This window comes from Vibrio sp. DNB22_10_4 (assembly GCF_052879755.1).
In genome coordinates this window covers 411,236-436,513 of the sequence record NZ_JBNNXW010000002.1, presented here as the reverse complement: position 1 = coordinate 436,513, position 25,278 = coordinate 411,236, and the positions used below count along the sequence as shown (strand labels likewise).

25 protein-coding genes are annotated in these 25,278 nt (G+C 46.0%); 19 read left to right on the top strand and 6 right to left on the bottom strand.

Going from position 1 to position 25,278, the window contains the following annotated elements; all coding sequences use genetic code 11:
• The first annotated feature begins 41 nt into the window (after positions 1-41).
• The 8 genes from xerD (at position 42) to ACVA6Q_RS10025 (ending at position 8,714) form a co-directional block, all read left to right on the top strand.
• Complete coding sequence (xerD, locus tag ACVA6Q_RS10060; RefSeq protein WP_418641975.1) at positions 42-950, top strand: site-specific tyrosine recombinase XerD; 909 nt, start codon at positions 42-44, stop codon at positions 948-950.
• A gap of 30 nt (positions 951-980) precedes the next feature.
• A complete protein-coding gene (gene dsbC / locus ACVA6Q_RS10055; RefSeq protein WP_446647396.1) occupies positions 981-1,775 on the top strand; it encodes a bifunctional protein-disulfide isomerase/oxidoreductase DsbC in 795 nt (264 codons plus the stop codon).
• 39 nt (positions 1,776-1,814) lie between these two features.
• Positions 1,815-3,554: a single-stranded-DNA-specific exonuclease RecJ gene (recJ, locus tag ACVA6Q_RS10050; protein WP_446647395.1), complete on the top strand. Its 1,740-nt coding sequence runs from the start codon at positions 1,815-1,817 to the stop codon at positions 3,552-3,554.
• 104 nt (positions 3,555-3,658) lie between these two features.
• Positions 3,659-4,757, top strand: a protein-coding gene (gene prfB / locus ACVA6Q_RS10045; RefSeq protein ID WP_112459573.1) for a peptide chain release factor 2 whose coding sequence is annotated in 2 segments (ribosomal slippage) — positions 3,659-3,733 and positions 3,735-4,757 — 1,098 coding nt in all. Because the reading frame shifts where the segments join, the coding sequence is not laid out codon by codon here.
• A gap of 36 nt (positions 4,758-4,793) precedes the next feature.
• A complete protein-coding gene (lysS, locus tag ACVA6Q_RS10040) occupies positions 4,794-6,311 on the top strand; it encodes a lysine--tRNA ligase (RefSeq protein ID WP_446647394.1) in 1,518 nt (505 codons plus the stop codon).
• A gap of 221 nt (positions 6,312-6,532) precedes the next feature.
• On the top strand, positions 6,533-7,861 hold the full coding sequence (locus ACVA6Q_RS10035) for a sigma-54-dependent transcriptional regulator (protein ID WP_353497012.1): 1,329 nt from the start codon (positions 6,533-6,535) through the stop codon (positions 7,859-7,861).
• Between the two features lie 367 nt (positions 7,862-8,228).
• On the top strand, positions 8,229-8,354 hold the full coding sequence (locus ACVA6Q_RS10030; protein WP_353497011.1) for a hypothetical protein: 126 nt from the start codon (positions 8,229-8,231) through the stop codon (positions 8,352-8,354).
• A gap of 108 nt (positions 8,355-8,462) precedes the next feature.
• Positions 8,463-8,714: a DUF1127 domain-containing protein gene (locus tag ACVA6Q_RS10025; protein WP_418641976.1), complete on the top strand. Its 252-nt coding sequence runs from the start codon at positions 8,463-8,465 to the stop codon at positions 8,712-8,714.
• Positions 8,715-8,806: 92 nt separating this feature from the next.
• On the opposite strand, the gene ACVA6Q_RS10020 is transcribed toward ACVA6Q_RS10025, so the two are convergent.
• Complete coding sequence (locus ACVA6Q_RS10020) at positions 8,807-9,841, bottom strand: NADP(H)-dependent aldo-keto reductase (protein ID WP_446647393.1); 1,035 nt, start codon at positions 9,839-9,841, stop codon at positions 8,807-8,809.
• Positions 9,842-9,986: 145 nt separating this feature from the next.
• Here ACVA6Q_RS10020 and ACVA6Q_RS10015 point away from each other — a divergent pair, with 145 nt between their 5' ends.
• Positions 9,987-10,292 carry a DUF6482 family protein gene (locus ACVA6Q_RS10015; protein WP_042496529.1) on the top strand — a complete coding sequence of 102 codons (306 nt, stop codon included), beginning with the start codon at positions 9,987-9,989 and terminating at the stop codon, positions 10,290-10,292.
• A gap of 27 nt (positions 10,293-10,319) precedes the next feature.
• Here the strand turns inward: ACVA6Q_RS10015 and mutH are convergent, their stop codons facing one another.
• On the bottom strand, positions 10,320-10,985 hold the full coding sequence (mutH, locus tag ACVA6Q_RS10010) for a DNA mismatch repair endonuclease MutH (protein ID WP_446647392.1): 666 nt from the start codon (positions 10,983-10,985) through the stop codon (positions 10,320-10,322).
• A gap of 622 nt (positions 10,986-11,607) precedes the next feature.
• Between mutH and rppH the strand changes: the two genes are divergently transcribed.
• The 5 genes from rppH to ACVA6Q_RS09985 are packed head-to-tail and all read left to right on the top strand — an operon-like array spanning position 11,608 to position 16,902.
• Complete coding sequence (gene rppH, locus ACVA6Q_RS10005; protein ID WP_353497007.1) at positions 11,608-12,126, top strand: RNA pyrophosphohydrolase; 519 nt, start codon at positions 11,608-11,610, stop codon at positions 12,124-12,126.
• Positions 12,127-12,128: 2 nt separating this feature from the next.
• The gene (gene ptsP / locus ACVA6Q_RS10000) at positions 12,129-14,378 is read left to right on the top strand and encodes a phosphoenolpyruvate--protein phosphotransferase (RefSeq protein ID WP_446647391.1); all 2,250 of its coding nucleotides are present in this window, start codon (positions 12,129-12,131) and stop codon (positions 14,376-14,378) included.
• A gap of 20 nt (positions 14,379-14,398) precedes the next feature.
• Positions 14,399-15,190 (top strand): sulfite exporter TauE/SafE family protein, encoded by a 792-nt coding sequence (locus ACVA6Q_RS09995; RefSeq protein ID WP_353497004.1) that lies wholly within the window; start codon positions 14,399-14,401, stop codon positions 15,188-15,190.
• 33 nt (positions 15,191-15,223) lie between these two features.
• Entirely contained in the window at positions 15,224-16,039 is an 816-nt protein-coding gene (gene lgt / locus ACVA6Q_RS09990) for a prolipoprotein diacylglyceryl transferase (RefSeq protein ID WP_353497003.1), read from the top strand.
• 11 nt (positions 16,040-16,050) lie between these two features.
• Entirely contained in the window at positions 16,051-16,902 is an 852-nt protein-coding gene (locus ACVA6Q_RS09985; protein ID WP_353497002.1) for a thymidylate synthase, read from the top strand.
• 100 nt (positions 16,903-17,002) lie between these two features.
• Here ACVA6Q_RS09985 and ACVA6Q_RS09980 read toward each other — a convergent pair whose 3' ends face one another.
• Both ACVA6Q_RS09980 and ACVA6Q_RS09975 read right to left on the bottom strand, forming a co-directional pair.
• The gene (locus ACVA6Q_RS09980; protein ID WP_353497001.1) at positions 17,003-17,743 is read right to left on the bottom strand and encodes an SDR family NAD(P)-dependent oxidoreductase; all 741 of its coding nucleotides are present in this window, start codon (positions 17,741-17,743) and stop codon (positions 17,003-17,005) included.
• Between the two features lie 114 nt (positions 17,744-17,857).
• Entirely contained in the window at positions 17,858-18,211 is a 354-nt protein-coding gene (locus ACVA6Q_RS09975; RefSeq protein ID WP_446647390.1) for a hypothetical protein, read from the bottom strand.
• A 240-nt stretch (positions 18,212-18,451) separates the two neighbouring features.
• Between ACVA6Q_RS09975 and ACVA6Q_RS09970 the strand changes: the two genes are divergently transcribed.
• Positions 18,452-19,033, top strand: a complete 582-nt coding sequence (locus ACVA6Q_RS09970; RefSeq protein WP_446647389.1) for a Slp family lipoprotein — start codon at positions 18,452-18,454, stop codon at positions 19,031-19,033.
• A gap of 78 nt (positions 19,034-19,111) precedes the next feature.
• On the opposite strand, the gene ACVA6Q_RS09965 is transcribed toward ACVA6Q_RS09970, so the two are convergent.
• Positions 19,112-20,257, bottom strand: coding sequence for a Na/Pi symporter (locus ACVA6Q_RS09965; RefSeq protein WP_418642260.1), 1,146 nt, complete (start codon positions 20,255-20,257; stop codon positions 19,112-19,114).
• A gap of 408 nt (positions 20,258-20,665) precedes the next feature.
• On the opposite strand from ACVA6Q_RS09965, the gene nhaR reads away from it, so the two are divergent.
• Positions 20,666-21,559, top strand: coding sequence for a transcriptional activator NhaR (gene nhaR / locus ACVA6Q_RS09960; RefSeq protein WP_112459583.1), 894 nt, complete (start codon positions 20,666-20,668; stop codon positions 21,557-21,559).
• A 169-nt stretch (positions 21,560-21,728) separates the two neighbouring features.
• Complete coding sequence (locus ACVA6Q_RS09955; RefSeq protein ID WP_042496542.1) at positions 21,729-22,028, top strand: ArsR/SmtB family transcription factor; 300 nt, start codon at positions 21,729-21,731, stop codon at positions 22,026-22,028.
• A 127-nt stretch (positions 22,029-22,155) separates the two neighbouring features.
• Here the strand turns inward: ACVA6Q_RS09955 and rpsT are convergent, their stop codons facing one another.
• A complete protein-coding gene (gene rpsT / locus ACVA6Q_RS09950; RefSeq protein WP_042473565.1) occupies positions 22,156-22,416 on the bottom strand; it encodes a 30S ribosomal protein S20 in 261 nt (86 codons plus the stop codon).
• A gap of 259 nt (positions 22,417-22,675) precedes the next feature.
• On the opposite strand from rpsT, the gene murJ reads away from it, so the two are divergent.
• Positions 22,676-24,238 carry a murein biosynthesis integral membrane protein MurJ gene (gene murJ / locus ACVA6Q_RS09945; RefSeq protein WP_446647388.1) on the top strand — a complete coding sequence of 521 codons (1,563 nt, stop codon included), beginning with the start codon at positions 22,676-22,678 and terminating at the stop codon, positions 24,236-24,238.
• A gap of 69 nt (positions 24,239-24,307) precedes the next feature.
• Positions 24,308-25,243: a bifunctional riboflavin kinase/FAD synthetase gene (ribF, locus tag ACVA6Q_RS09940; protein WP_446647387.1), complete on the top strand. Its 936-nt coding sequence runs from the start codon at positions 24,308-24,310 to the stop codon at positions 25,241-25,243.
• Positions 25,244-25,278: the final 35 nt, after the last annotated feature.

The following is a 25,278-nucleotide window of genomic DNA, read 5'->3' as shown; positions in this document are numbered from 1 at the left end:
TACTCTGTTCAAAGTACTGTATAAACATCCAAGAGGTAGTCGTGAGCGACGTCAATATCCAAGATCAGGGCTTAGTGGAGCAATTTCTCGATTCTATGTGGATGGAGCGAGGATTGTCAGAAAACACCTTGGCGTCTTATCGAAATGATTTGGTGAAGTTGTTGAAATGGATGCATGAGCATAACTATAAACTGGATTTTATTAGCCTAGCGGGCTTGCAGGAGTATCAAAGCTGGTTGGCGGATCAAAACTACCAGCAAAGCTCAAGAGCGAGAATGCTGTCTGCGATCCGTCGGTTGTTCCAATATCTGCACCGAGAAAAACTGCGCTCGGACGATCCAACCGCTCTATTGGTGAGCCCAAAACTCCCTAAGCGACTACCGAAAGATTTAACCGAAGATCAAGTGATGGCACTCCTGGAAGCGCCCGATCCGAACGATCCTATAGAGTTGCGTGACAAAGCGATGCTAGAGCTGCTCTATGCAACAGGCCTTCGTGTCACTGAGCTTGTGAGCCTGACGATGGAAAATATCAGCCTAAGACAAGGCGTGGTACGTGTTGTGGGTAAAGGTAACAAAGAGCGTTTGGTGCCCATGGGCGAGAACGCCATTGATTGGATCTCTGAGTTTATCGATAAAGGTCGCCCTCAGTTGCTTGGTGAGAAAACCTCGGATGTGGTGTTTCCAAGTAAACGAGCCAAGCAGATGACCCGACAAACCTTTTGGCACCGTATTAAGTTTTATGCCGTGCTGGCTGATATTGATACCGAGTTATTGTCGCCACACGTACTAAGACACGCTTTTGCGACGCATCTATTGAACTATGGCGCAGATCTGCGTGTCGTACAGATGTTGCTAGGGCATAGTGACTTATCTACGACACAAATTTATACTCACGTAGCAACTGAACGATTGAAGAACATTCATAGCCAGCATCATCCAAGGGCTTAATTTAACGTTTTCTATACAAAGGTGATTTTAATGAGCGTATTACGCCGCTTAACTCTACTTTCTCTGCCATTTTTCGTGACGGCTTGCGGTGCAGAAGAGTCTCAACCAAGCCAAGCAACACCAGCAACTGTCGTTGAAGCGGCGGCGGCGAGTTCTGCAGCAGACGAAGCGGCCATTCGTGAACGATTTGCCAAAATCGGCATTGAGGTATCAGAAGTCGTGGCTTCAGATATCGCGGGTCTGATAGAAGTTCGCACACCTGGCGGTATCTTGTTCGCATCACCATCAGGTGATCATTTCATTGCCGGCACACTGTACTCTATCGATGCTGACGGCAATTACAAAGATGTGATTGCTGAGCGCCAAGCGCCAATCAATGCTGAAAAAATCGCATCATTTGCGGATACAGTCATTGAATACAAAGCAAAAGACGAAAAGTACGTGGTGACGGTATTCACTGATATTACTTGCGGCTACTGCGTGAGACTGCACAGTCAAATGGAACAATACAACGACCTTGGAATTACAGTGCGCTACCTTGCTTACCCACGACAAGGAGCGACGGGCTCGGTTGCTGACCAAATGGCGAAAATCTGGTGTTCAGAAAATCCCGCAGACGCGATGCACGATGCTAAAGTTAACCGCAAAGAAGCGGTGTTTGATGGTGACCTGAAGCAGTGTCAAGAGACCGTAGCTAAGCACTATGAGCTTGGACGCGAACTAGGTATCAGTGGTACGCCAGCTATTTTCCTACCAAACGGTGAAATGGTGGGTGGCTACCTTCCTCCTGCTGATCTTCTAAAGCGTCTACAACAAATTCAATAACGATTAGGATTGGGGCCTTTTAAGGCCCCATTGCATTTTATGATAGAAATCCAACGCCGCCCTGACGTCGATATTTCGATACTTCCTGACTCTATACCTGTTTTGCTGCGCCGTCTGTACATCAGCCGTGGTGTGAGTGATGTAGCTCAATTGGAAAAAGCGGCCAAAGGGCTGCATTCCTACCAACAACTAGCGGGAATTGACCCCGCTGTTGAGCTGCTGTTTGAAGCGATTGAGCAGCAAAAGCGCATCATCGTTGTCGGTGACTTTGATGCTGATGGTGCTACGAGCTCGGCGCTTTCTGTATTGGCGCTGCGTATGCTAGGCAGTCGAAATGTAGACTATCTGGTGCCGAACCGTTTTGAAGATGGCTATGGTCTAAGCCCTGAAGTGGTCGATCAAGCTATCGAGATTGGTGCAGAAGTCATCATGACTGTTGATAATGGTGTTTCTTCGATTTCCGGGGTGCAGTACGCCAAAGACAATAACATCAAGGTGCTGGTGACTGACCACCACTTACCGGGTTCAGAGCTGCCGAATGTAGATGCAATGGTCAACCCCAACCTCAATGAGTGTGGGTTTCCATCGAAAGCGCTAGCGGGTGTTGGCGTCGCGTTTTATCTGATGATGGCACTTTGCGTTTATATGAGAAAGCGCAATTGGTTCGCCGAGCAAGGTATGGCTGAGCCAAAATTGATGGAGCTGATTGATTTGGTGGCGCTCGGTACCGTTGCCGATGTGGTGCCTTTGGATGAGAACAACCGCATTTTGGTGCATCAAGGCCTGCAGCGAATTCGAGCGGGCAAAGCTAGACCCGGCATTCAAGCTTTGATTGAAATTGCTAAGCGCGATGCAAGAAAGCTGGTGGCATCCGATTTTGGTTTTGCGCTTGGTCCACGAATCAATGCCGCTGGTCGCTTGGATGACATGTCGTTTGGTGTTGAGCTTTTGATGTCGGATAACATCCACGCTGCTCGCCGGATGGCCAGTGAACTTGATGGTCTTAACCAGACGCGCAAAGACATCGAAGAAGGCATGAAGCAAGAGGCGTTGGCATTTTGTGAGCGCTTGCAAATTAGTGATAAGGCGGCGCTGCCGTATGGCCTAGCGCTGTTCCAGCGTGATTGGCACCAAGGTGTGATTGGCATTTTGGCTTCTCGTATCAAAGACAAATTCCATCGCCCGGTGATAGCGTTTGCCGATGGTGGCGAAGGAACAATTAAGGGTTCTTGTCGTTCTATCCAAGGTTTGCATATGCGTGATGCTCTTGACCGTATTGATACCCAGAACCCGGGATTGATTTTAAAGTTCGGTGGTCACGCGATGGCAGCCGGTCTTACCATCATGGAAAAAGACTTCGAGCGCTTTAGTAAGCTGTTTGATGAGGTGGTGCGTGAAGAGCTGGGTGATACCGCGTTAAAAGGTATTATCTTGTCGGATGGTGAGTTAACGCCGGAAGAGTTTTCCATGCATACCGCAGAGCAGATCCGTGCTGGAGGTCCTTGGGGACAAGCGTTCCCTGATCCTGTGTTTGATGGTGAGTTTAAAGTGCTGCATCAAAAGCTGGTGGGAGAAAAACACCTCAAGCTGATGGTTGAGCCGATGCATAAAGGGTTTGGCACCAATATTATGCTGGATGCGATCGCCTTTAATGTGGATTTACGCCGTTGGCCAGATGCTTCGGTGAAAACCGTCACTCTCGCTTACAAACTGGATATCAATGAGTTTCGTGGAAACCAGTCATTGCAACTGATGGTCGACCATATTGAGCCTCGATAGGGGCTTGATATTTCGGTCAAGGAAAATCGATATTTTCCTGTATCTTCGTCACATTTTTGAGTAGAATTCTGCGGTTAAATTCTACTCATAAATGCTGAGCAAATATGTTTGAAATCAATCCTATCAAAAACCGCCTACAGGATGTGTCTGAACGCACAAATATCCTGAGGGGGTATCTTTGACTATGACGCTAAGAAAGAGCGTCTAGAAGAAGTCAACGCAGAACTTGAACAACCGGATGTATGGAACGAGCCTGAGCGTGCGCAAGCACTAGGTAAAGAACGTGCCTCATTAGAAGCGGTTGTTGAAACCATCGACCTTCTTGACCAAGGTGTGGAAGACGTAGACGGTCTTCTTGAGCTTGCGGTTGAAGAAGAAGACCAAGAAACTTTCGATGAAATTGAACCAGAACTTGCTGAACTGGAAGCCAAGCTAGAAACGCTTGAGTTCCGTCGTATGTTCGCCGGTGACCACGATGCGTCAGATTGCTACATCGACTTGCAATCGGGCTCTGGTGGTACGGAAGCGCAAGACTGGACCAACATGATGCTACGTATGTATCTTCGTTGGGCAGAAGCGAAAGGCTTCAAGACAGAAATCATCGAAGTATCAGAAGGTGAAGTCGCTGGCCTTAAAGGCGCGACTGTGAAGGTCTCTGGCGAGTATGCTTATGGTTGGCTACGTACAGAGACAGGTGTTCACCGTCTAGTTCGTAAGTCACCATTTGACTCAAGCGGCCGTCGTCACACTTCATTTGCTTCTGCGTTTGTTTATCCAGAGATTGATGACAACATTGATATCGAGATCAACCCGTCTGATCTTCGTATCGACGTTTACCGCGCTTCTGGTGCGGGTGGTCAGCACGTTAACACCACGGAATCTGCGGTTCGTATTACTCACGTTCCAACTAACATCGTGGTTCAGTGTCAGAACGATCGTTCTCAGCATAAAAACAAAGATCAAGCGATGAAACAGCTACGTGCAAAACTGTTCGAGCATGAACTGCAAAAACAAAATGCAGAGAAGCAAGCGAACGAAGATGCTAAATCTGACATCGGTTGGGGCAGCCAAATTCGCTCTTACGTACTTGATGACTCACGCATTAAAGACTTGCGTACTGGCATTGAAAACCGTAACACTCAAGCGGTTCTTGATGGCGACTTGGACAAATTTATCGAAGCTAGCCTAAAATCAGGCCTGTAAGCTTTTCACCACTTTTAAAACAGGATACATCGAAAAATGACTGATGCTGTTCAAAACGAAAACGTACAAGAAGAAAACAAGCTGATCGCTGAGCGTCGCGCAAAACTGGATCATATCCGTAAAAGCTGCAAAGCCAACGGCCACCCAAATGATTTCCGTCGTGAACACCTAGCAGGCGACCTTCAAGCGGAATTTGGTGAGAAGACGAAAGAAGAACTAGAAGAGCTAAACCACGTAGTGGCAATCGCAGGCCGTGTTATGGCTAAGCGTGGTCCATTCCTAGCGATTCAAGAAACGTCTGGTCGTATCCAAGCATACGCAGCAAAAGATGTTCAAAAAGAGCTAAAAGAGAAATACCAAGGCCTTGATATCGGTGACATCATCGGTGTGAAAGGTGCACTTCACAAGTCTGGTAAAGGCGATCTTTACGTGAACATGGAAGAGTACGAGTTGCTAACGAAAGCACTTCGTCCACTACCAGAGAAGTTCCACGGTCTAACTGACCAAGAGATGCGTTACCGTCAGCGTTACGTTGACCTAATCGTTAACGAAGACTCTCGTCACGCATTCATCATTCGCTCTAAGCTTGTATCAGCAATTCGTAACTTCATGAGCTCAAAAGGCTACCTAGAAGTCGAAACGCCAATGATGCACGTGATCCCTGGCGGTGCGACTGCACGTCCATTTATCACGCACCATAACGCACTTGATATCGACATGTTCCTGCGTGTTGCCCCTGAGCTTTACCTAAAACGTCTAGTGGTTGGTGGCTTTGATCGCGTATTCGAGATCAACCGTAACTTCCGTAACGAAGGCCTATCGCCACGTCACAACCCAGAATTCACTATGATGGAATTCTACCAAGCATACGCTGACTACAAAGATCTGATGGATCTCACTGAAGAGATGCTAAGCACGGTAGCGATGGATGTTCTAGGTTCAACGTCTATGCCTTACGGTGACGAAACCGTTGAGTTTGGCGGCACTTACGCACGTATGAGTATGTTTGAAGCGATCAAACACTACAACCCAGATCACGCTGAAATCCAAGCATTGACAGAAGAAGACCTAACTAACCGAGACAAGATGGTAGCGATTGCTAAGTCTGTACACGTTGAAGTAGAGACGTTCTGGACATGTGGCCAGCTTCTTGAAGAGATCTTTGGTGAGACGGCTGAGCCTCAGCTAATCCAGCCAACGTTCATCACTGGCTACCCAGCAGATATCTCTCCACTGGCGCGTCGTAGCGATGACAACCCATTCTTCACTGACCGCTTTGAGTTCTTCATCGGTGGCCGTGAAGTCGCGAACGGCTTCTCTGAGCTTAACGATGCAGAAGATCAAGACGCGCGCTTCAAAGCACAGGTTGATGCGAAAGACGCAGGTGATGACGAAGCAATGTACTACGATGCAGACTACATCACTGCACTAGAGCACGGTCTACCACCAACAGCGGGTCAAGGTATTGGTATCGACCGCTTGGCGATGCTATTTACTAACACGCACACCATCCGTGACGTTATCCTATTCCCAGCGATGCGTCCTCAGCAGTAAGCTCTCTGCTAAGGTTATGACTTCCTACAAAGCCTCTCTGCGGAGAGGCTTTTTTTTATGCCAAAATCCTTTGAATGTTTATAGAAAAGTTACAAATCGTGCACTAGTCTTAAATGTGAGACACCTCTGTAGGTTTTAAACGCGATAGTCGTCTTTGATAGATAGCGCCACATGCATAGAATGGAGCTATTGAATCTAAAAACAATAATAGGAATGATGTAATGGGAACCGAATTTCGGATGGATTCAATCCCCGGCTCTTTGGTCGTGGTGGGTGGAGTTTATGAGCCTTGGCTATCTGTTTTAGAGCAAGCGGGTTGGCGCTGCACGCAATGCTCTGATCTTCGCAAAGCAGATGCACTGTTTTCTGAGATTGGACCATGTATTGGTATTGTCGATCTCACGCGGGATGATTTTAGCTTAAATGGTATCGCGAAACTCGTTAGTACGCATAAGCAGGTGCGTTGGATAGCGTTTATCCGTGAGTCGCAACTTAGCTCAGATACGATTTGCCAATTTATCGTCAATTTCTGTATCGATTTCTTCACCACGCCAATTCCAGACTCAAGACTCATGAGTACCATTGGTCACCAGCTTGGTATGCTCAAACTTGAGCAAAAAGTTTGGCCGCACAATGGCAACGATAACGACCTAGGTATAGTCGGGCAATCGCTGCCCATTAGACGACTACGTGACCAAATTCGTCGTATTGGTCCAACAGACGTGAGTATTATGATCCACGGTGAAGTTGGAGCAGGTAAGGAGTCGGTTGCCAAGGCGATTCATCGCTGTTCAGCTCGCTCGCAAAAACCGTTTATTGCTGTCAATTGTCGTGCGTTTTCGGATGCTCGTTTCGAAAATGAGTTTTTTGGTATGCATGACGCTTCTCAGAGTTCATTGCTTGATCAAGCATCTGGCGGCACCATTGTCCTCAACGACATATTTACTCTGCCACCTAAGCAGCAACTTAACTTGTTAAAGTTCTATCAAGATGGGCAAATTGAAACGGCTAAAGGCATCAAGGAATTTGATGTGCGTATTTTAGCGGCGGATTCCTCAGATATTGAGAAAGCCTTGGGTGACGGTACCTTTAACGAGGAGCTCTTCCATTGCATTAATGTGTTAAGAATTAATGTCCCTAGTCTTAAAGAGCGTGCGACAGATATTGCACTATTGGTGACACATTACATAAACCAATTTGCTAAAGAATTTAATTCTCCTGTGAAATCCATTGACGACGATGCAATTAAGTCACTGACTTATTATCATTGGCCTGGAAACGTGAAGGAGCTACTGAATCAGGTGAAGCGAGCGGTATTAATGACTGAAGAAGAGGTGTTATCGAAAAAACACTTTGAGCTACCGGGTACGTTTTCTGGTAAACGTAGTTTGAAAAGTATTCGTGAACGCTCAGAGCGTGATGCGCTTATTTTAGTCCTCGATAGTCACAACGGGCAGGTAACGCAAGCGGCGAAAGAGTTAGGTATTTCGCGGGCGACGATGTATCGCTTGTTGAACAAGCACAACTTGATCACAGAAGAGACTATCTAGCGTAACGGATAGGTTTTGAACAATGAAAGGTGCTTCGGCACCTTTTTTGGTTGAAATTGACGCCGTTTTAAGTGGTTTACATTGCAATTACACGGAAGGTTGATGTAGCTCGCACTAAGTGGGCTTGAAATAATATCAGGTTGTATTTTGCTTAAATAAAATTAATCACCGTATTTTTGTAGGTGATTGATTAAATACTCGGCATTAAAACACTCGTGATTGTCATCACTAGAGTATTCATTTGTTTTTCACTTTTTTGTATATGTTTTGTTGATTTAATAAACGAACTGCATAAGAATTAACCGTGAGCAAGACGCTCATTTACCCAAATTTCAGGATTAATAAAGCCAGTATGGAGGCACAGAAAATGATGAATCGTATTTCTTTTATCAACGCTTGTGCTGTTCGCCGTACTGATGCTGATCATATGTGTGGTCTAGTTTCGACCGCCACTGTTACCGACAAACCGGTAGCAAGTTCAGCACAAGCTTAATTAATCCGTAACCTTATGAGGCTGCGGAAATAGCAGTCACATAAGAGTCTTTATATCTTTCCTAGACTGCTATTTCTCTCCTCTTTATTTCATAATCTGGAGATTATTATGCGTACTTCTGTTTATCTAACTATCGCAACATGGCTAATTAAAGCTGACATTCAAAAAGAAGAGCGTGAGTGGAAAAGACGCTACCGTCGTAGCGCGTATCAATTGCCGCTTCACAACGAGCACCTACTAAGAGACATCGGCTTAGACAAAGAAGGTCGTCCACTTGGTCATGTCGCAGCTCCTCAAGTTGTCGCTAAACGCAAAGCTCGTCATCTACGTCGAGAGTTGCAGTCAAGATTAGCTACGTAACTCAAGGCGGGCAGTGTCACTGCCCGCCGAGTTCTTGATATAGCGAGATTGAGTCATTTTTCCATCCCTCAAAAACGCGCTAGAAAACACGATTAGGGGCAAGGGTTTGAATACCTTGCCCCTATTATTTGTAACTCTTCTAACAGTTCATCGGACAAGGTGACGTCAATACTATCGATATTGCTTTTTAGTTGGTCGAGATTGGTGGCACCAATAATATTGGAGGCCACAAAAGGACGTTGATTCACAAATGCCAGGGCCATTTGTGATGGGTCTAGGCCGTGTTTGTGGGCAAGATCGACATAAGCCTGAGTTGCTTCAATGCCTTGAGGCGTGAAGTAACGGACAAAGCGTTCAAATAGGCTGCAACGTGCGCCTTCCGGTTTTTGTCCATCAAGGTATTTACCGCTCAAGCAGCCGAAGGCTAATGGCGAGTAGGCGAGTAGCTCAACCCCTTCATGGTGACTGATTTCCGACAGTCCCACTTCAAAGCTTCGATTAAGTAAATTATAAGGGTTTTGAATGGAAACGATTCTTGGCAAGTCGTGCTTTTCCGCCAACTTGAGCAGTGTCATTACACCCCATGGCGTTTCGTTGGAGACGCCAATGTAGCGAATTTTCCCCACCTTAATCAGCTCGTTTAGTGCTTCGAGCGTTTCAATTAAGGTAACTTCTTCATTGTCGTCAGGATAAGGGTAATTAAGTTGTCCGAAACAGTTAGTTTTGCGCTGGGGCCAATGAAGCTGGTAAAGGTCGATATAGTCGGTTTTTAATCTAGCGAGACTGTCATCGAGAGCTTGATGTATATTGCGGCGATCTAGGCTCATATTTTCGCGAATGTAAGGGACGTTGCGCGGGCCTGCGACCTTGGTTGCTAAAACGACTTTTTGTCTTTTATCAGAATGCGATAGCCAGTCACCGATATAAGATTCAGTTAACCCTTGAGTGTTTTGTTTGGGTGGAACTGGATACATCTCTGCAGTATCGATGAAGTTTATTCCGCGCTCAACGGCATAATCGAGTTGTTCAAAGGCTTCTTGCTTGGTGTTTTGCTCACCGAATGTCATGGTTCCCAAACAGATTTTACTGACTTCGAGCGAAGAGTGTGGGAGCTTGTGGTATTTCATTGAGCCATCCTTGCTTGTTGTTATTTGATTCCACTATACCCCGTTTTTATAAAAGTTCTGCTCATTTTATGCGCAACTGGCTGTGCCTTGGCTAAACTGATAGTGATAAGTCACGCATTATCCACAAAAGCAGAGGAGGTGGACTATGCAAAAACATCAGCTCGATCGTTGGTTACACGGACATCATAAAGAGAGTTATAAGCCACCTAAGGTGTTTGTGATCGGTTGTGCTGATATTTCACACTATTTACTTGCAGTGGAATACAAGCACAAACTCGAACCCATTAAACAAGATGATGAGCCTATTCATTACGAATCTTTAGATTCTGTAAAAGAAGCACTGACACGTCTCGGTGTAGAAAAAGCCTATCTACGGCTTCATAACGCCTACGATGAGTGCGGCAGCGCAGAGATGAATCGCTACTGTGATATTGAACTCAACTTGCACTGAGCATGTCTCTGTAGCGGCAAACAGGTATTAAGCAAAGTAGGTTTCTAAGATATAGCTCGTAAAACTCGCTCTGAGGTAAAAGCCTCGGGGTAAGGTTTTTATTGGTTGACCATTTGTGCCATACGCTTCCGTCTTCGCTCGGCTGTTGGCGGCCTTTGGCCTTATTTGCAGTACTTCACCGCTTCTGGCGGTAATTTGATTAACATCACCGAGTGCAATCAAATCCATGAGCTCTTCCCAGTCGTTTTTAAGCAATACCTCTTCTTGCTTCGAAGGGCTCCAGATAAGCGGAGATCCCACACGCCTCTCTGCGACAGGAATCTCGCGCTCACCCTCAACAGGTAGCCAAAGGACTCGCGACAGTTTATTTCGAATATGGCTGGCTTCCCAAGTTAACCCGGTGATCCCTGTTAAAGGGGCGACGCAAACGAAGGTCGACTCCAGTGGTTTGCCATTGTAGCCAATTGGGATGCTCTTTAGCTCGACACCAATTTCAGGAAAATCTTGTACAGGTTTGCTGCCAGCCGTTGCACCAAGGTGCCACTCCAGTAATTGACCAACCCAACCCTTGTCTCGCTTGAGATTGTCAGGTACACGCATATTGGCTGGCTTGGCAAGATCGCCAAAGCTCATGCCAGCGATTTGGCGGGCGCGTTCTAACAGTTCGGCTTCGGATTTTGGGGCTGTGTTCATGGGTGTCATGTCGCTGTTTTTTCTAATCGCCGCTAGTTTACCATGAGAACGGATTCGTGCTCTGTACAAAAAAGGATCACTTCGCTGCAAACTTGATCTATTAAATAGTTATCCACAGAGGGAAAGACTAATTGCCATTAAAAATGGATGCATGGATAAATAATCAGTATATTTTAGTCGACAAACTGCTTGAAATATCGAGCTTTGTATGAAAACTGGCATTCCTAATGTGGATAAACCTATCGATGGTTGATCTTTGACCGATCTGAGTGATGGTAAATAAAATGAGTTACGACCACATAGAGTTAATGATTATTTTTTCTTTAAATTATTGATTTAAATTGGTTTGTTTATTTTATCTGTTTTTTGTTCAGTTTCTTTAACTGTGGTTTTTCTATGATTTCTCTGAGAGATCAACGATTCTTCACACAGTTATTCACAGAAAAGGTGAATAAATGTGGCCTATGTCTCATTGTAATGTTGATAACTAAGGTGTTGTTTGAATCTTATCCAGTGCGTGACAAAGAAGTGGTAATTGTTCAAATTTACACATCCATAAGTTTGCTCAAGTTGGGGATATGTGGAAAAATCAAGGTAATGAAAATTTAATTGAGGTTGGCCAGTGATAGATGGCGATGGTTACCGACTGAATGTTGGTATTGTAATCTGTAACAACCATGGTCAGGTCTTCTGGGCTAAACGATACGGACAACACTCATGGCAGTTCCCTCAGGGCGGTATTGACGAAGGTGAATCCCCTGAAGAGGCCATGTATCGAGAACTGTATGAAGAAGTGGGATTGACTAAGAACGACGTTAAAATCGTTGCGGTCAGTCGTCACTGGTTAAGATATAAGTTACCTAAGCGTTTGGTGCGCTGGGATTCGAAACCGGTCTGTATCGGGCAAAAACAGAAATGGTTTTTACTGCGCTTGGACTGTGATGAGTCCAAAATCAATATGCAGCGCGGTAATACCCCTGAGTTTGATGGTTGGCGTTGGGTAAGTTATTGGTACCCAGTTAGACAAGTGGTTTCGTTCAAGCGTGATGTCTACCGCCGTGCGATGAAAGAGTTTGCTTCGCTAGCGATGCCGTTTAAAGAACGAAAATTTAAAGGCAAAAGAAAGCATCGAAGAGGATAAGTATGCTATCGCAACTAAGGGATATAGTTGAACACGTCTCAAAAGTAGAAGACGTGCATGCAGCCCTCGAGATGTTAGTGCAGCAAACGTGTTCAGCTATGAACACCGAGTGCTGCACTATTTATCTTGCCAACGACGATAAGCAGCGCCTAGAGCTCATGGCGACCCAAGGTCTTACCTTCCAAGGTGATACGATTCATATTGGCTTCAATGAAGGTTTGGTCGGCTTAGTTAAGCGTACCGCCGAACCTATCAACCTGGCAGAGGCCGCCAAACACTCCGCATTTAAGTTCTTCCCTGAACTGGGGGAAGACCTCTATCATTCTTTTCTTGGCACGCCTATTATCCATCGCAAGCAAGTGCTCGGTGTGTTGGTCGTGCAGCAAAAAAGCTCCCGACAGTTTAGTGAAATGGAAGAGTCTTTTCTGGTCACACTGTCTGCGCAGATCGCGGTGTTGATTGCTCATGCGATCGCCCAGGGACATGGCTTTTTTGATGACAATGCCGCGCTTGTCATTAAGGGCATCGGGGCTTCTTCTGGTGTTGCGATTGGCCCTATTTGGTGGGACAACACTCAGCCAGACCTGAGTGACGTATTCCCTGCGTCCACGCTTGATGTGGCACGTGAGCAAGAGATGCTCTCGGTTGCGATAGAACATGCGCTGGCGGACTTTAAGCGCATGCGCAAAAAGCTCGATTTGGAGCTCAATAAAGATGCGCTGGCCATATTTGACTTGTTTACCCACTTACTCAACGATCCGATGTTGAGAAACGACCTTAAAGCTCAGATCCAAAAAGGGGATAAAGCCGATTGGGCACTGCGCCAAGTCGTCGAAAGCTACGCCAACCGCTTTGCAAAAATGTCCGACGTGTATTTACGCGAGCGGGCGCAAGACATTAAAGAGCTTGGTCAGCGATTGCTGTTCTTCCTCCATGATACAGAGTACCCCATTCACGAGTTTAACGAGCCCGTGATTTTAGTGGTTCGAGAGCTGACCGCTTCGATTTTAGCGTCTATTCCGAAACAGCAATTGCTTGCAGTTGTGTCGCTGGAAGGCGCGGCTAACTCGCACGCGGCAATTTTGTCTAGAGCCATGGGCATTCCAGCGGTCATGGGGGTGAATACTAACCCTGAGCTGCTTAGTGGCAAGCTCGGTATTGTTGATGGCTACAGCGGTGAAATATTCCCAGACCCTAGCCAAGAGCTGTTATTGGAATACCGAGAGCTGGTCAGTGAGGAGTCGGAACTGTCACAAATGGTGGAGTCGACGGCTGATCTTGAGGCCGCTACCAAAGATGGTCAGCGTATTCAAGTTATGCTCAATGCGGGTCTTAGTGCTGATACCAGTATTTCAATCAACAAAAACGTTGATGGCGTCGGCTTGTACCGCACCGAAATTTCGTTCTTATTGCAGCAGCAGTTTCCATCGGAAGAAGAGCAACTGCATCAATATCGTTCTGTGCTAAGTGCTTACTCGAATAAGCGAGTCGTCATGCGTACATTGGATATTGGTGGCGATAAAGCGTTGCCGTATTTGCCTATCGAGGAAGATAATCCATTTTTGGGTTGGCGTGGGATCCGTTTTACCCTAGATCATCCTGATATCTTTTTGATTCAGTTGCGTGCGATGCTTCGTGCTAGCATTGGCATTGATAATCTGAGCATTTTGCTGCCTATGGTCTCTTCGGTGCAGGAGTTTGATGATGCGGCAACCCTGATTGAACAAGCTTATCAGGAAGTGCATGATGCTCATCCAGAGGTGAAAAAACCACAAATCGGTGTGATGATTGAAGTCCCATCGATGCTGTATATTTTGCCGTTCATGGCACAGCGAGTCGATTTTGTTTCGGTGGGCACCAATGACTTAACCCAATATTTGTTGGCGGTTGATCGCAATAATGCGCAAGTAGCAGACATCTACGAAACGTTGCACCCCTCAGTGCTTGCGGCAATGAAACACATTTTTGCGACTTGCCAAGCCTATGACTTACCTGTGTGTATCTGTGGCGAGTTAGCCGGTGACCCTATTGGCGCGCTTCTACTCGTTGGCTTAGGTTACGATACCTTGAGTATGAACACCTCTAACGTGGCAAAAGTGAAATACTTGCTTGCGCAGAGCTCACTCGATGAGCTTAAACAACTTGCTGACAAAGCGCTGATGCAACCCTATGGAAAAACCATCTACAATCAAATGCGCGATTTCTTTGAGGTCAAAGGTCTTGCAGGCTTCATCCGTGCAGGTAAATTTTAACTCTTATATTTGGTCTTGTTGTGAATTACGAATTGATATTGCTGTTGCTACTGCTTGGTGCTGTAGTAGGAACTATGTCGGGTCTGCTGGGGATTGGCGGCGGCCTGATTGTTGTACCAGCCCTGGCGTTTTTGCTGCCTAAGTTTGGCATTGGTAGTGATTTAGTCATGCATATAGCACTCGCGACCTCTCTGGCTTCGATCATTATTACCTCTGGTTCATCGGCAATAAATCACCTTAAGTTAGGCAATGTTGATTTGTTTGTGATTAAGTGGCTCATACCCGGTGTGGTCATCGGTGGGTTTGCTGGCTCTTACATCGCAGAGTGGATCCCTTCGCATTACCTGCCAAAGGTGTTTGCTTTTATCGTGCTGATGTTAGCGATTCAAATGTTCCTATCAATTAAGTCTCAAACGGTACGAAATCTTCCATCTCCATTTATCACCACATGCTGTGGTGCGGGAATTGGCATGGTTTCGAGCCTAGCAGGCATCGGTGGCGGTTCGATGTCGGTGCCATTTTTGAGTAAACATGGCGTTGAAATGCGCCGTGCGGTGGGATCTTCTTCTGTTTGTGGTTGTGTGATTGCACTGGCAGGCATGTTAGGCTTCGTGTTTCATGGTGCGAAGGCCGAAGGGCTGCCGGAATTCAGTGTCGGCTATGTTTACCTACCAGCTTTGTTTGCGATTGCCGCTACCTCCATGGTGACGACGCGATTTGGTGCCAAGTTGGCGACGACAATGCCAACACCGAAACTTAAAAAGATTTTTGCAGTCTTTCTATTGTTCGTGGCATTTTCTATGATGTTTTAGCCCCATTATTTAATAACTTTAAGTGAGCGTTTTATGTCTCAGGGATATATCCAGTTTCCAAATATTGACCCTGTTCTGTTTGAGTTAGGTCCGCTGTCTGTCCGTTGGTACGGTTTGATGTACTTGATCGGTTTTGCTTTCGCTTTGTGGCTTGCAAATCGACGCGCAGATAAGGCAGGTTCAGGTTGGACTCGAGAGCAAGTGTCGGATCTTCTGTTTGCCGGCTTTCTTGGAGTAGTTATCGGTGGTCGCGTCGGCTACGTATTGTTTTACGGCTTTGAAGAGCTGCTACAAGACCCGCTTTATCTATTTAAAGTGTGGACTGGCGGTATGTCATTCCACGGCGGCTTGCTGGGTGTTATCACGGCGATGTTTTGGTACGCACGTAAAAACGGTCGCACTTTCTTTAATGTTGCGGACTTTATTGCGCCACTAGTGCCGTTTGGCTTAGGCATGGGGCGTCTTGGCAACTTCATGAATAGTGAGCTTTGGGGACGCGTGACAGATGTGCCATGGGCGATTATTTTCCCCAACGGCGGTCCGTTACCTCGCCACCCATCTCAATTATATGAGTTTGCGTTAGAAGGTGTGGTGTTATTCCTAATTCTGAACTGGTTCATTCGTAAACCTCGCCCAGAAGGCTCTGTCTCTGGCTTGTTCTTGCTTGGTTATGGAACCTTTAGATTTATGGTAGAGTACGTGCGCGAGCCGGATGCCCACCTAGGTTTGTTTGGTGGATTTATCTCAATGGGTCAAATCCTCTCATTGCCAATGATGATCATTGGCGGCTTGATGGTCGCGTGGGCTTATAAAGTCAACGGTGCAACCACTCCAAAAGTATCGAAGTAATAGGAATTGTCGTGAAGCAGTATTTAGACTTATGTCAGCGAATCGTTGACGAGGGTATTTGGGTTGAGAACGAGCGCACTGGTAAACGTTGTTTAACCGTGATTAATGCCGATCTTACTTACGATGTTGCTGGTAATGCCTTTCCATTGGTCACAACTCGCAAGAGCTTTTGGAAAGCAGCAGTCGCTGAGCTACTTGGCTACATCCGCGGCTATGACAATGCGGAAGATTTTCGCAAGTTGGGCACCAAAACGTGGGATGCTAACGCTAACCTCAATGAAGCGTGGTTAAACAATCCATATCGTAAAGGCGAAGACGATATGGGACGTGTCTATGGTGTTCAAGGCCGAGCATGGGCGAAGCCGGATGGAGGCCATATTGACCAGCTTCGCAAGATTGTTGATGACCTTTCAAAGGGCGTTGATGACCGTGGTGAAATTCTTAATTTCTACAACCCAGGTGAATTTCATATGGGGTGCCTACGTCCTTGTATGTACAGCCACCACTTTTCTCTATTGGGCGACACCTTATATCTAAACAGTACTCAGCGCTCTTGTGACGTGCCGCTTGGACTTAATTTCAATATGGTTCAGGTGTATGTGTTTTTGGCCATCATGGCGCAAATCACCGGCAAGAAGCCGGGTCTGGCTTACCACAAGATTGTGAATGCGCATATTTATGAAGATCAGCTTGAGCTGATGCGTGATGTGCAGCTTAAACGTGAGCCCTTGGCTGCGCCAGAGTTTCGCATTAACCCAAAAATCAAGTCACTAGAAGATCTAGAAACTTGGGTAACGCTGGATGACTTTGAAGTGATTGGTTACGAGAGTCACGAGCCGATTCGTTATCCGTTTTCAGTATAACGTTTCATGTAAAGAGTCGAATAAAAACGCCGAGCAGGTCAGCCTGCTCGGCGTTTTTTGTGATCAGCTAATATAGCTCTGTTGCTGACTAAAAGCTTTTTTACCAGCTAATGGCTTCACGTTCGGTAAAAAAGCCTGCGGTTGGACCATCTTCTTCTAGTGTCGCTAACCAGATCGCAGTGTCGGCGCCTTCTCGTGGTGTTTTCAGCTTCACCTTGTCTCCGTATTCAGGCAGTTCATCTAGATTCATGCCGGAATCGACCCAACCAGGGCAGTAGGAATTCACCTTAATACCAAATGGTTCAAGCTCTTTGGCAAACAGGACTGTGTTGGCGTTAACACCAACTTTTGAGGACTGATAGGCTGCACAGACATCATCTCTCCAAGGGGAGTTCATATTGGCGAGCTGAGAAAGCTGAGCCGCTTGGCTCGATACATTGACCACACGAGCCCCAGCGGATTTTTTCAGTAGCGGGGTTAAAGCTCGTGTAAGCAAGAATGGGCCAATCTGATTGATTTCAATCACTCGTCGATAAGTGTCCTCATCGATCCGTGATGGATGCTTGCCAAAATCCGCTAAGATTGAAGCGTTGTTGACCAACACATCTAAACGACCAAACTCTTCCTCTATCTTGTTGGCGATAGCCGGAAACATTGAAGACATCGCAAGATCAATTTTAACGTGCGATGCCAGGTAGCCTTTGTGACGGAGTTCATTGGCGAGGGCGCTGCAAGATTGGATGTCCGCCATGATCACGTGGAAACCTTGTTCCATGAGCATTTCAGATGTGGCGAGACCGATCCCTTGAAACGCACCGGTAACAAGTGCGATTTTGTGCATACTGGACCTTTTCGTCGAGTTTATTGATTGCAGTTTATCGCTGGAGGGAGAAGGTTGGCAGTAACATAGGGGGATGTTACCTCTAGGTAACTGCCAAAATGTGAAGGTAAAACGTTAGTCGTAGTAATACTCTTCAGCGATTTCCTCGTCGATGATCTCTTCTTCGATAATTTCTTCTTCAACGACTTCTTCAGCCACGATTTCGTCTTCTACAGCGACATCTGTAACGACTTCACACGCTTCTTCATCGTAAGCGCCATCAACAGTACCTACAACCGCACCCGTACCGCCACCAATTGCAGCACCGGCAGCTGCGCCGCGTCCGCCGTCAACAATACCACCGACAACAGCGCCGGTGATTGCACCATCTACTGCTCCATCGATAGCGCCTTCTGCGGTTTGGTCACAGTAGTATGCAAAGCTTGGTGAGGCGATAAGTGTGCTGAGAAGTAGAATTTTTGTTTTCATGACAGAGTCCTATACATAGTGATTGCGTAATAGAGTAAACAACGACTTAAACTTCGGTAAGTTGGTTAACGTCAATCTTGGGTTAGTTTCTAGTCTTGGTATTGTTGTGCTGTATTGGCGGTCTGCGTCGCTAAGTGATGTGTCAATAATAGGATGCAAAGACTCAACAATAGGTTGTAACTTGCGAAGCGTTAAGCGGTTGACTCATAATGAAATGAGCGAAAAATAGGAGAGCAGAAAATGCGAGCGTATGTATGGATATTGGCAGCCTTGCTGGTGGGCTGCAGTAGCGGCCCCGATGAGATCAAAGTTGCCGATGAAAAGCTGTTGGTCAGTTATCAAGATGCGAGCCCTGATGCGACACCTTATAAAGGTCAGCCAGCGCGCTGGGGTGGGGTGGTTGCAAAACTTACTAACCCGTCGGCAAGCAGTAGTGAGTTGCAAATCAGTTATTTTGAGCTTGATGCGAAAGGGCGACCAGATGAGACCCGGCAGGGAAGTAGCCGTTTTGTCGTTAAGGTAGAGCGATTTTTAGATCCGAAGATCTTTGTGCTAGGTAAACCGATGACTTTTGTCGGCAACATTGAGGGACAAACGGATATCAAAGTGGGGGAGCAAACGCTTTCTGTCCCAGTGTTAAAGGCGTCAAACTACTACCTTTGGACGGAAGATAAACGCATCAAAACCTATTATGTCGGCGACCCGTACTACAACTACTATTATGACCGCTATTACTATTGGGACTACGTCGATGAAGCCGATCTTATCGAGCATTACGACGCGTACGATGCTTATGACGCCTACGATTATGGTGACTTCTAAAAACGAAAACGCTCAGCATCTGCTGAGCGTTTTTTTATTTTTTACTATTGCCATTTAGCGGCGCCAGTGAATTCGTCGTTAAGCAGTCAGGGCTAGAATCGAACCTGGGATAATTACGAAGATAGACACTAGGTAACCCGCCACAACGGCTTTGTTCTTGATAGCCATATCAGAGATAAAGTCGGCGCCTTTCACTGGAAGCTCACGCAGGAACGGAATACCGAAGATAAATACCGTTGCCATGATATTGAACACCAAGTGCACTAGAGCAATCTGCAGAGCAAACACAGCGTACTCACCAGATACCGCAGTGGCAGCAAGCAGACCCGTGATACAAGTACCAATGTTCGCACCTAGCGTGAATGGGTACACGTCACGAACTTTCAGAGCACCCGTACCGACTAGCGGAACCATTAAGCTGGTGGTTGTTGATGAAGACTGAACCAGTACTGTCACGATAGAGCCAGACACGATACCGTGAATTGGGCCACGACCAATTGCGTTCTTTAGAATTTCGCGAGCACGACCAACCATTAGGCTCTTCATGAGTTTGCCCATCACAGTGATAGCAACGAAGATAGTTGCGATACCAAGAACAATAAGTAGTACACCACCGGTCACGTCACCAAATGCACTCAGCGGCTCTTGAATAGCGCTCACTATTGGCTTGGTGATTGGTTTGATGAAGTTAAGACCACCCATGCTCATATCGCCTGTCGCCATCATTGGCGATACAAGCCAGCTAGAGATCTTGTCTAGCACACCGAACATCATTTCTAGCGGCAGGAAGATAGCGACAGCAAGCAAGTTGAAGAAGTCGTGAATCGTAGCACTTGCAAAAGCACGCTTAAACTCGGTGTTGCAACGAACGTGACCAAGACTGACTAGGGTATTGGTGACGGTAGTACCAATGTTTGCACCCATGATCATTGGGATTGCAGTCGTCACAGGTAAGCCACCAGCTACCAGACCAACAATAATAGACGTAACAGTACTAGAAGACTGAATCAGTGCCGTAGCAACCAAACCAATCATCAAGCCTGCTACTGGGTGAGAAGCAAACTCGAATAGCACTTTTGCGTGCTCGCCTGTCGCCATTTTAAAGCCACTACCTACCATAGAAACAGCAAGTAGCAATAGGTAAAGCATGAATGCCAAGTTAGCCCAGCGCAGCCAACGCGTCGTAGTCGACATAGGAGTCGTCGCTGTAGTTGCTTGGTTCATCATAGTTTTCTCCGTTTGGCCTTGGTTAATCTATTTGCGGCCTGTTGTTGAATCTGACGCGATAGTAGAACTCGAATATTACAGAAATATGACGAAACTATTTCTATGTGATTTAAGTGCGATCATCGGTTGATTTTTGTTCTGTAAATTTGTATTTACGCATTTAAATGTTTGATATTTAAGGAGTTGTTTCTTTTTGAGAAAAAGAGATTAATCTGACATGATTGATGAATTAAATCGATTTATATTGACCACTTTGTCATTTATATGACAGTGGTGTGGCAAATGTGACAGTGCTTATTTCGTAAAAATGAAGGGTAAACTGTTTTTGTTGTCGGTTATATCGAACATTGTTGATGTGGCGAGATTTTGCTATAAAAGAGAGTCACTCAATTTAGGCGATTTAGAATGTCTCATCTCAACTATAACCATTTGTACTACTTCTGGATGGTGTGTAAACAAGGTTCAGTTACCAAAGCAGCCGATGCGCTGTTTTTGACTCCACAAACGGTTACCGGACAAATCAAAGCGCTAGAAGAGCGTATGGATGGCAAATTGACTAAGCGAAATGGTCGCAGTGTTGAGCCAACCGAGCTAGGACAACTGGTCTATAAATACGCAGATCGAATGTTTGGGCTGAGTTACGAGATGCTGGATATCGTTAATTACAGCCAGCGCTCCAACCTACTGTTTGATGTTGGTGTCGCGGATGCGCTGTCTAAACGTCTAGTCAGTAAGATCTTAATGACGACTATTCCTGAAGATAACAACATCCACCTTCGCTGCTTTGAATCAACGCACGAAATGCTGTTAGAGCAACTGGCTCAGCATAAGCTGGATATGATTCTGTCTGATTGTCCAGTGGACTCCAGCCAAAGTCCGGGGTTGTTCAGTAAAAAGCTGGGCGAAAGTCGCATGAGCTTCTTTACTTCTGGGCATTTGGAGAACGTACGTTTTCCTGAAGTACTTGAACAGACTCGGCTGCTTATTCCTGGTAGTCGTACATCCATGGGTCGTAAAGTTATCCAATGGTTTGACCAACAGGGGATTCAGCCGAATATTTTGGGTGAGTTTGACGATGTTGCGTTGATGAAAGCCTTCTCTATGTACAAAGACGATGTCATCTTCTTGGCGCCAAGTATCTATATGTCGGAAATAAAAGATAAGCGTAACTTGCAGTTGATTGGAGATATTGAAGACATTAAAGAAGAGTATTACGTAATTTTCGCAGAACGAATGATCCAACATCCAGCGGTAAAAAGTGTCTGTGAAGCGGATTTTACTGATCTACTTGCGTTTTAACTTTAGAGTTAGTTATCAATTTATTCATTTCAACAACAGTTAATTAAACAAAGCGTTAGCATGCGCGTGCTAACCATGTAAAATGTGTCGGAAATTGCCAGCGTTATGATTTTCTGTGGCAAAGACTGGCACATTGACAACGGTATCACCAAATAACTAGAGGTAGATTATGAACTTGCAGGATATGGAGAAAAACGCATCACAAGCGGTAGTACTCTTAAAAGCGATGGCTAATGAGAGACGCCTGCAAATTCTGTGTATGCTACACAATACAGAGTTGTCGGTCGGTGAGTTGTGTGCGCGTTTGGAATTGAGTCAATCAGCACTGTCTCAGCATTTAGCTTGGTTGCGCCGCGATGGATTGGTCTCCACGCGTAAAGAAGCACAAACGGTGTTTTATACCCTGAGCAGCAGCGAAGTTCGCCAGTTGATTGAAACGTTGCATGGTATGTACTGCAGCGATGAGTAAGCCATAACGTTCGCTACTTTGTCGTAGCGAGTGTTTTCTTGTTAACAAAGAAAACTGTCAATATAGAAAATGCAGATACAAAAAAACCGGCCTTAGCCGGTTTTTTTAACACAATACAAAGTCTAAATTATAGAGCTTTGATTGCAGCAGAGAAGCGAGCCTTGTGACGAGCAGCTTTATTCTTATGAATAAGGCCTTTAGTCGCCATGCGGTCAAGGATTGGAGTAACTTCTGCAAATGCTGAAGTTGCTGCTTCTTTGTCGCCAGCTTCGATAGCTGCGATTGTTTTCTTCATGTAAGTGCGCATCATAGAACGACGGCTAGCGTTGTGCTGGCGACGTTTCTCAGCTTGGATAGCGCGCTTCTTAGCAGATTTACTGTTTGCCAAGGGTCTAACTCCCAAAAACTTAGTTCGGTGACAATTTAAGGGCGAGGAATATCCCTCATTTGCGCTCAATTGTCAAATGATTTGTGCAAAAACCCGACGATACAAAACAATTTTTGATATCTGTGGGCTATCGCGGTTAAGATGGCGGGGATTCTAACAGTATTTTTCGACCAATGCTAATACTAATCCTCTCTTCAATAACAAAGGCTATTGAAACCGATAAATAGCAAAGCATTGGCTAGGTAATTCAGAGGTTATCGTGAGTAAACGCCTTCTTAAGTCCGGCATGATTGTCAGTGCCATGACGCTGGTGTCTCGAGTATTGGGACTGGTTCGTGATGTGGTGGTGGCGAATCTAATGGGGGCAGGGGCGAGCGCTGATGTCTTCTTCTTTGCCAATAAAATCCCCAACTTTCTTAGACGCCTTTTTGCAGAAGGTGCTTTCTCACAGGCATTTGTTCCTGTACTTACCGAATATCATGCCTCTGGTGATAAAGATAAAACTCGAGATTTAATCGCTAAAGCGTCCGGTACGTTGGGAGTGATTGTCACTATTGTGACGCTACTCGGTATTCTTGGCTCGAGCGTTGTTACCGCTTTATTTGGTTTTGGTTGGTTTCTTGATTGGCTCAATGATGGCCCTGCGGCTCCGAAGTTTGAACTCGCCAGCTTGATGCTTAAAATCACCTTCCCGTATCTCTGGTTTATTACGTTTGTTGCGCTATCAGGGGCGATTCTTAACACCTTAGGCAAGTTTGCGGTGTCTTCTTTTACGCCCGTCTTTCTCAATGTGATGATCATTGCCTGTGCGTGGTTCCTTTCACCAAACCTGGCACAGCCGGAAATTGGCTTGGCAATTGGGGTGTTTTTAGGTGGCTTTGTCCAGTTTGCGTTCCAAATTCCCTTCCTTATTAAAGAGGGGGTATTGGTTAGGCCTAAGTGGGGCTGGCGCGATCCTGGGGTGACTAAGATCCGTACCTTGATGATTCCTGCATTGTTCGGTGTATCGGTGAGCCAAATTAACCTGCTGTTCGATACCTTTATTGCCAGTTTCCTAGCCACAGGTTCAATCAGTTGGCTTTACTACTCTGACCGTCTTTTAGAGTTCCCGCTTGGTTTGTTTGGTATTGCCATTGCTACCGTGATTTTGCCGGCGCTATCACGTAAGCACGTTGACGCTCAAAGTGAAGGTTTTGCTCACACCATGGATTGGGGCGTACGCATGGTTATCCTACTCGGCTTACCTGCGATGTTGGGATTGATGGTGCTCGCAAAGCCGATGTTGATGGTGCTCTTCATGCGTGGTGAATTTACTCCTCATGATGTTGATCAGGCGTCTCTATCTTTATTAGCTTATGCATCCGGTCTACTTAACTTTATGTTGATTAAGGTACTCGCGCCAGGTTATTACTCGCGCCAAGATACGAAGACGCCAGTGAAATATGGCATTGTTGCTATGGCGACCAACATGGTCTTCAATGCGATCTTTGCTTATTTCTATGGGTATGTTGGTCTGGCAATGGCAACAGCGTTGTCTGCCTTTATTAATATGGTGCTGCTCTATCGTGGACTTCATCGTCAAAATGTCTATCGCATTACCAAGAAAACCGTTGGCTTTGTCGTTCGTCTAGTGATTGCTGTAGCCGCTATGGTGGCGGTATTGCTGTGGCAGCTACAAGACATGCAGCAGTGGCTTAGTTGGGGCTTATCTGAGCGTATTGTTAGCTTGACGGTACTGATTGGTCTTGGAGGGGTGACATACTTGGTGGCACTGCTTATTTTGGGAATTCGTCCGAAAGACGTAAAAGCAGCGACAGATTAACAATGATTGGTTATAATCCGTCGGTTTCACACTCGTAATATTTACTCAAGCAGGTGGTTTGGTCGTTTCATGGAACTCATTCGAGGCATACATAACCTTAAAAATCAGCACCATGGCTGCGTTTTAACCATCGGCAACTTTGACGGTGTCCACCTTGGGCATCAACGTGTACTGAGCCAGGTAAAACAGAGAGCATCTCTGCTTGGTTTGCCTGCGGTTGTGATGACTTTTGAACCACAACCGATGGAGCTGTTTGCGAAAGATAGAGCGCCAGCGCGTTTGACTCGATTACGTGATAAGTACGAACTGCTTGAGAAAATGGAACTGGATCGCCTGTTGTGCGTGAACTTTAATCAACGATTTGCCAGCTTAACTGCGGAGTCTTTTATTCGAGACTTGTTGGTGGACAAATTGGGTGTTAAGTTCCTTGTCATCGGCGATGACTTCCGCTTCGGTAAAGGGCGCGAAGGTAATTTCGAGATGCTTCAAAAAGCGGGCGATGAGTTCGGTTTTGAGGTCGTGAATACGGCAAGTTTTCTTGTTGAAGAGACTCGAGTCAGTTCAACGGCCATTCGTCAGGCTCTTGCCAATGACGAGCTCGATGCAAGCGCAGAAATGTTGGGGCGTCACTATACTTTGTCAGGGCGTGTTGCCCATGGTCAAAAGTTAGCGCGTGGTTTTGGGTTTCCGACCGCCAATATTTCACTTAAGCGCTATGTCGTGCCGGTGCGTGGCGTTTATGCGGTGCAGGTATTCGGTGTGGATGATAAGCCGCTACCAGGCATTGCCAATGTAGGTAAAAAGCCAACGGTCGCGGGGACAACGCCCGATCTTGAAGTGCATATTTTTGACTACGAGGGCAACCTTTATGGTCAACAAATTGAAGTGGCACTGCTTCACAAAATCCGTGATGAGAAAAAATTCGAGTCATTGGAGCTGCTTAAGCAGCAAATAGAATTGGATGCTGATGTAGCAAGGGTGTGGCTACGTCAGTTTAAGGGTTAGCGGAAGATTCCACCGTTAACATAATGTCTAACTTT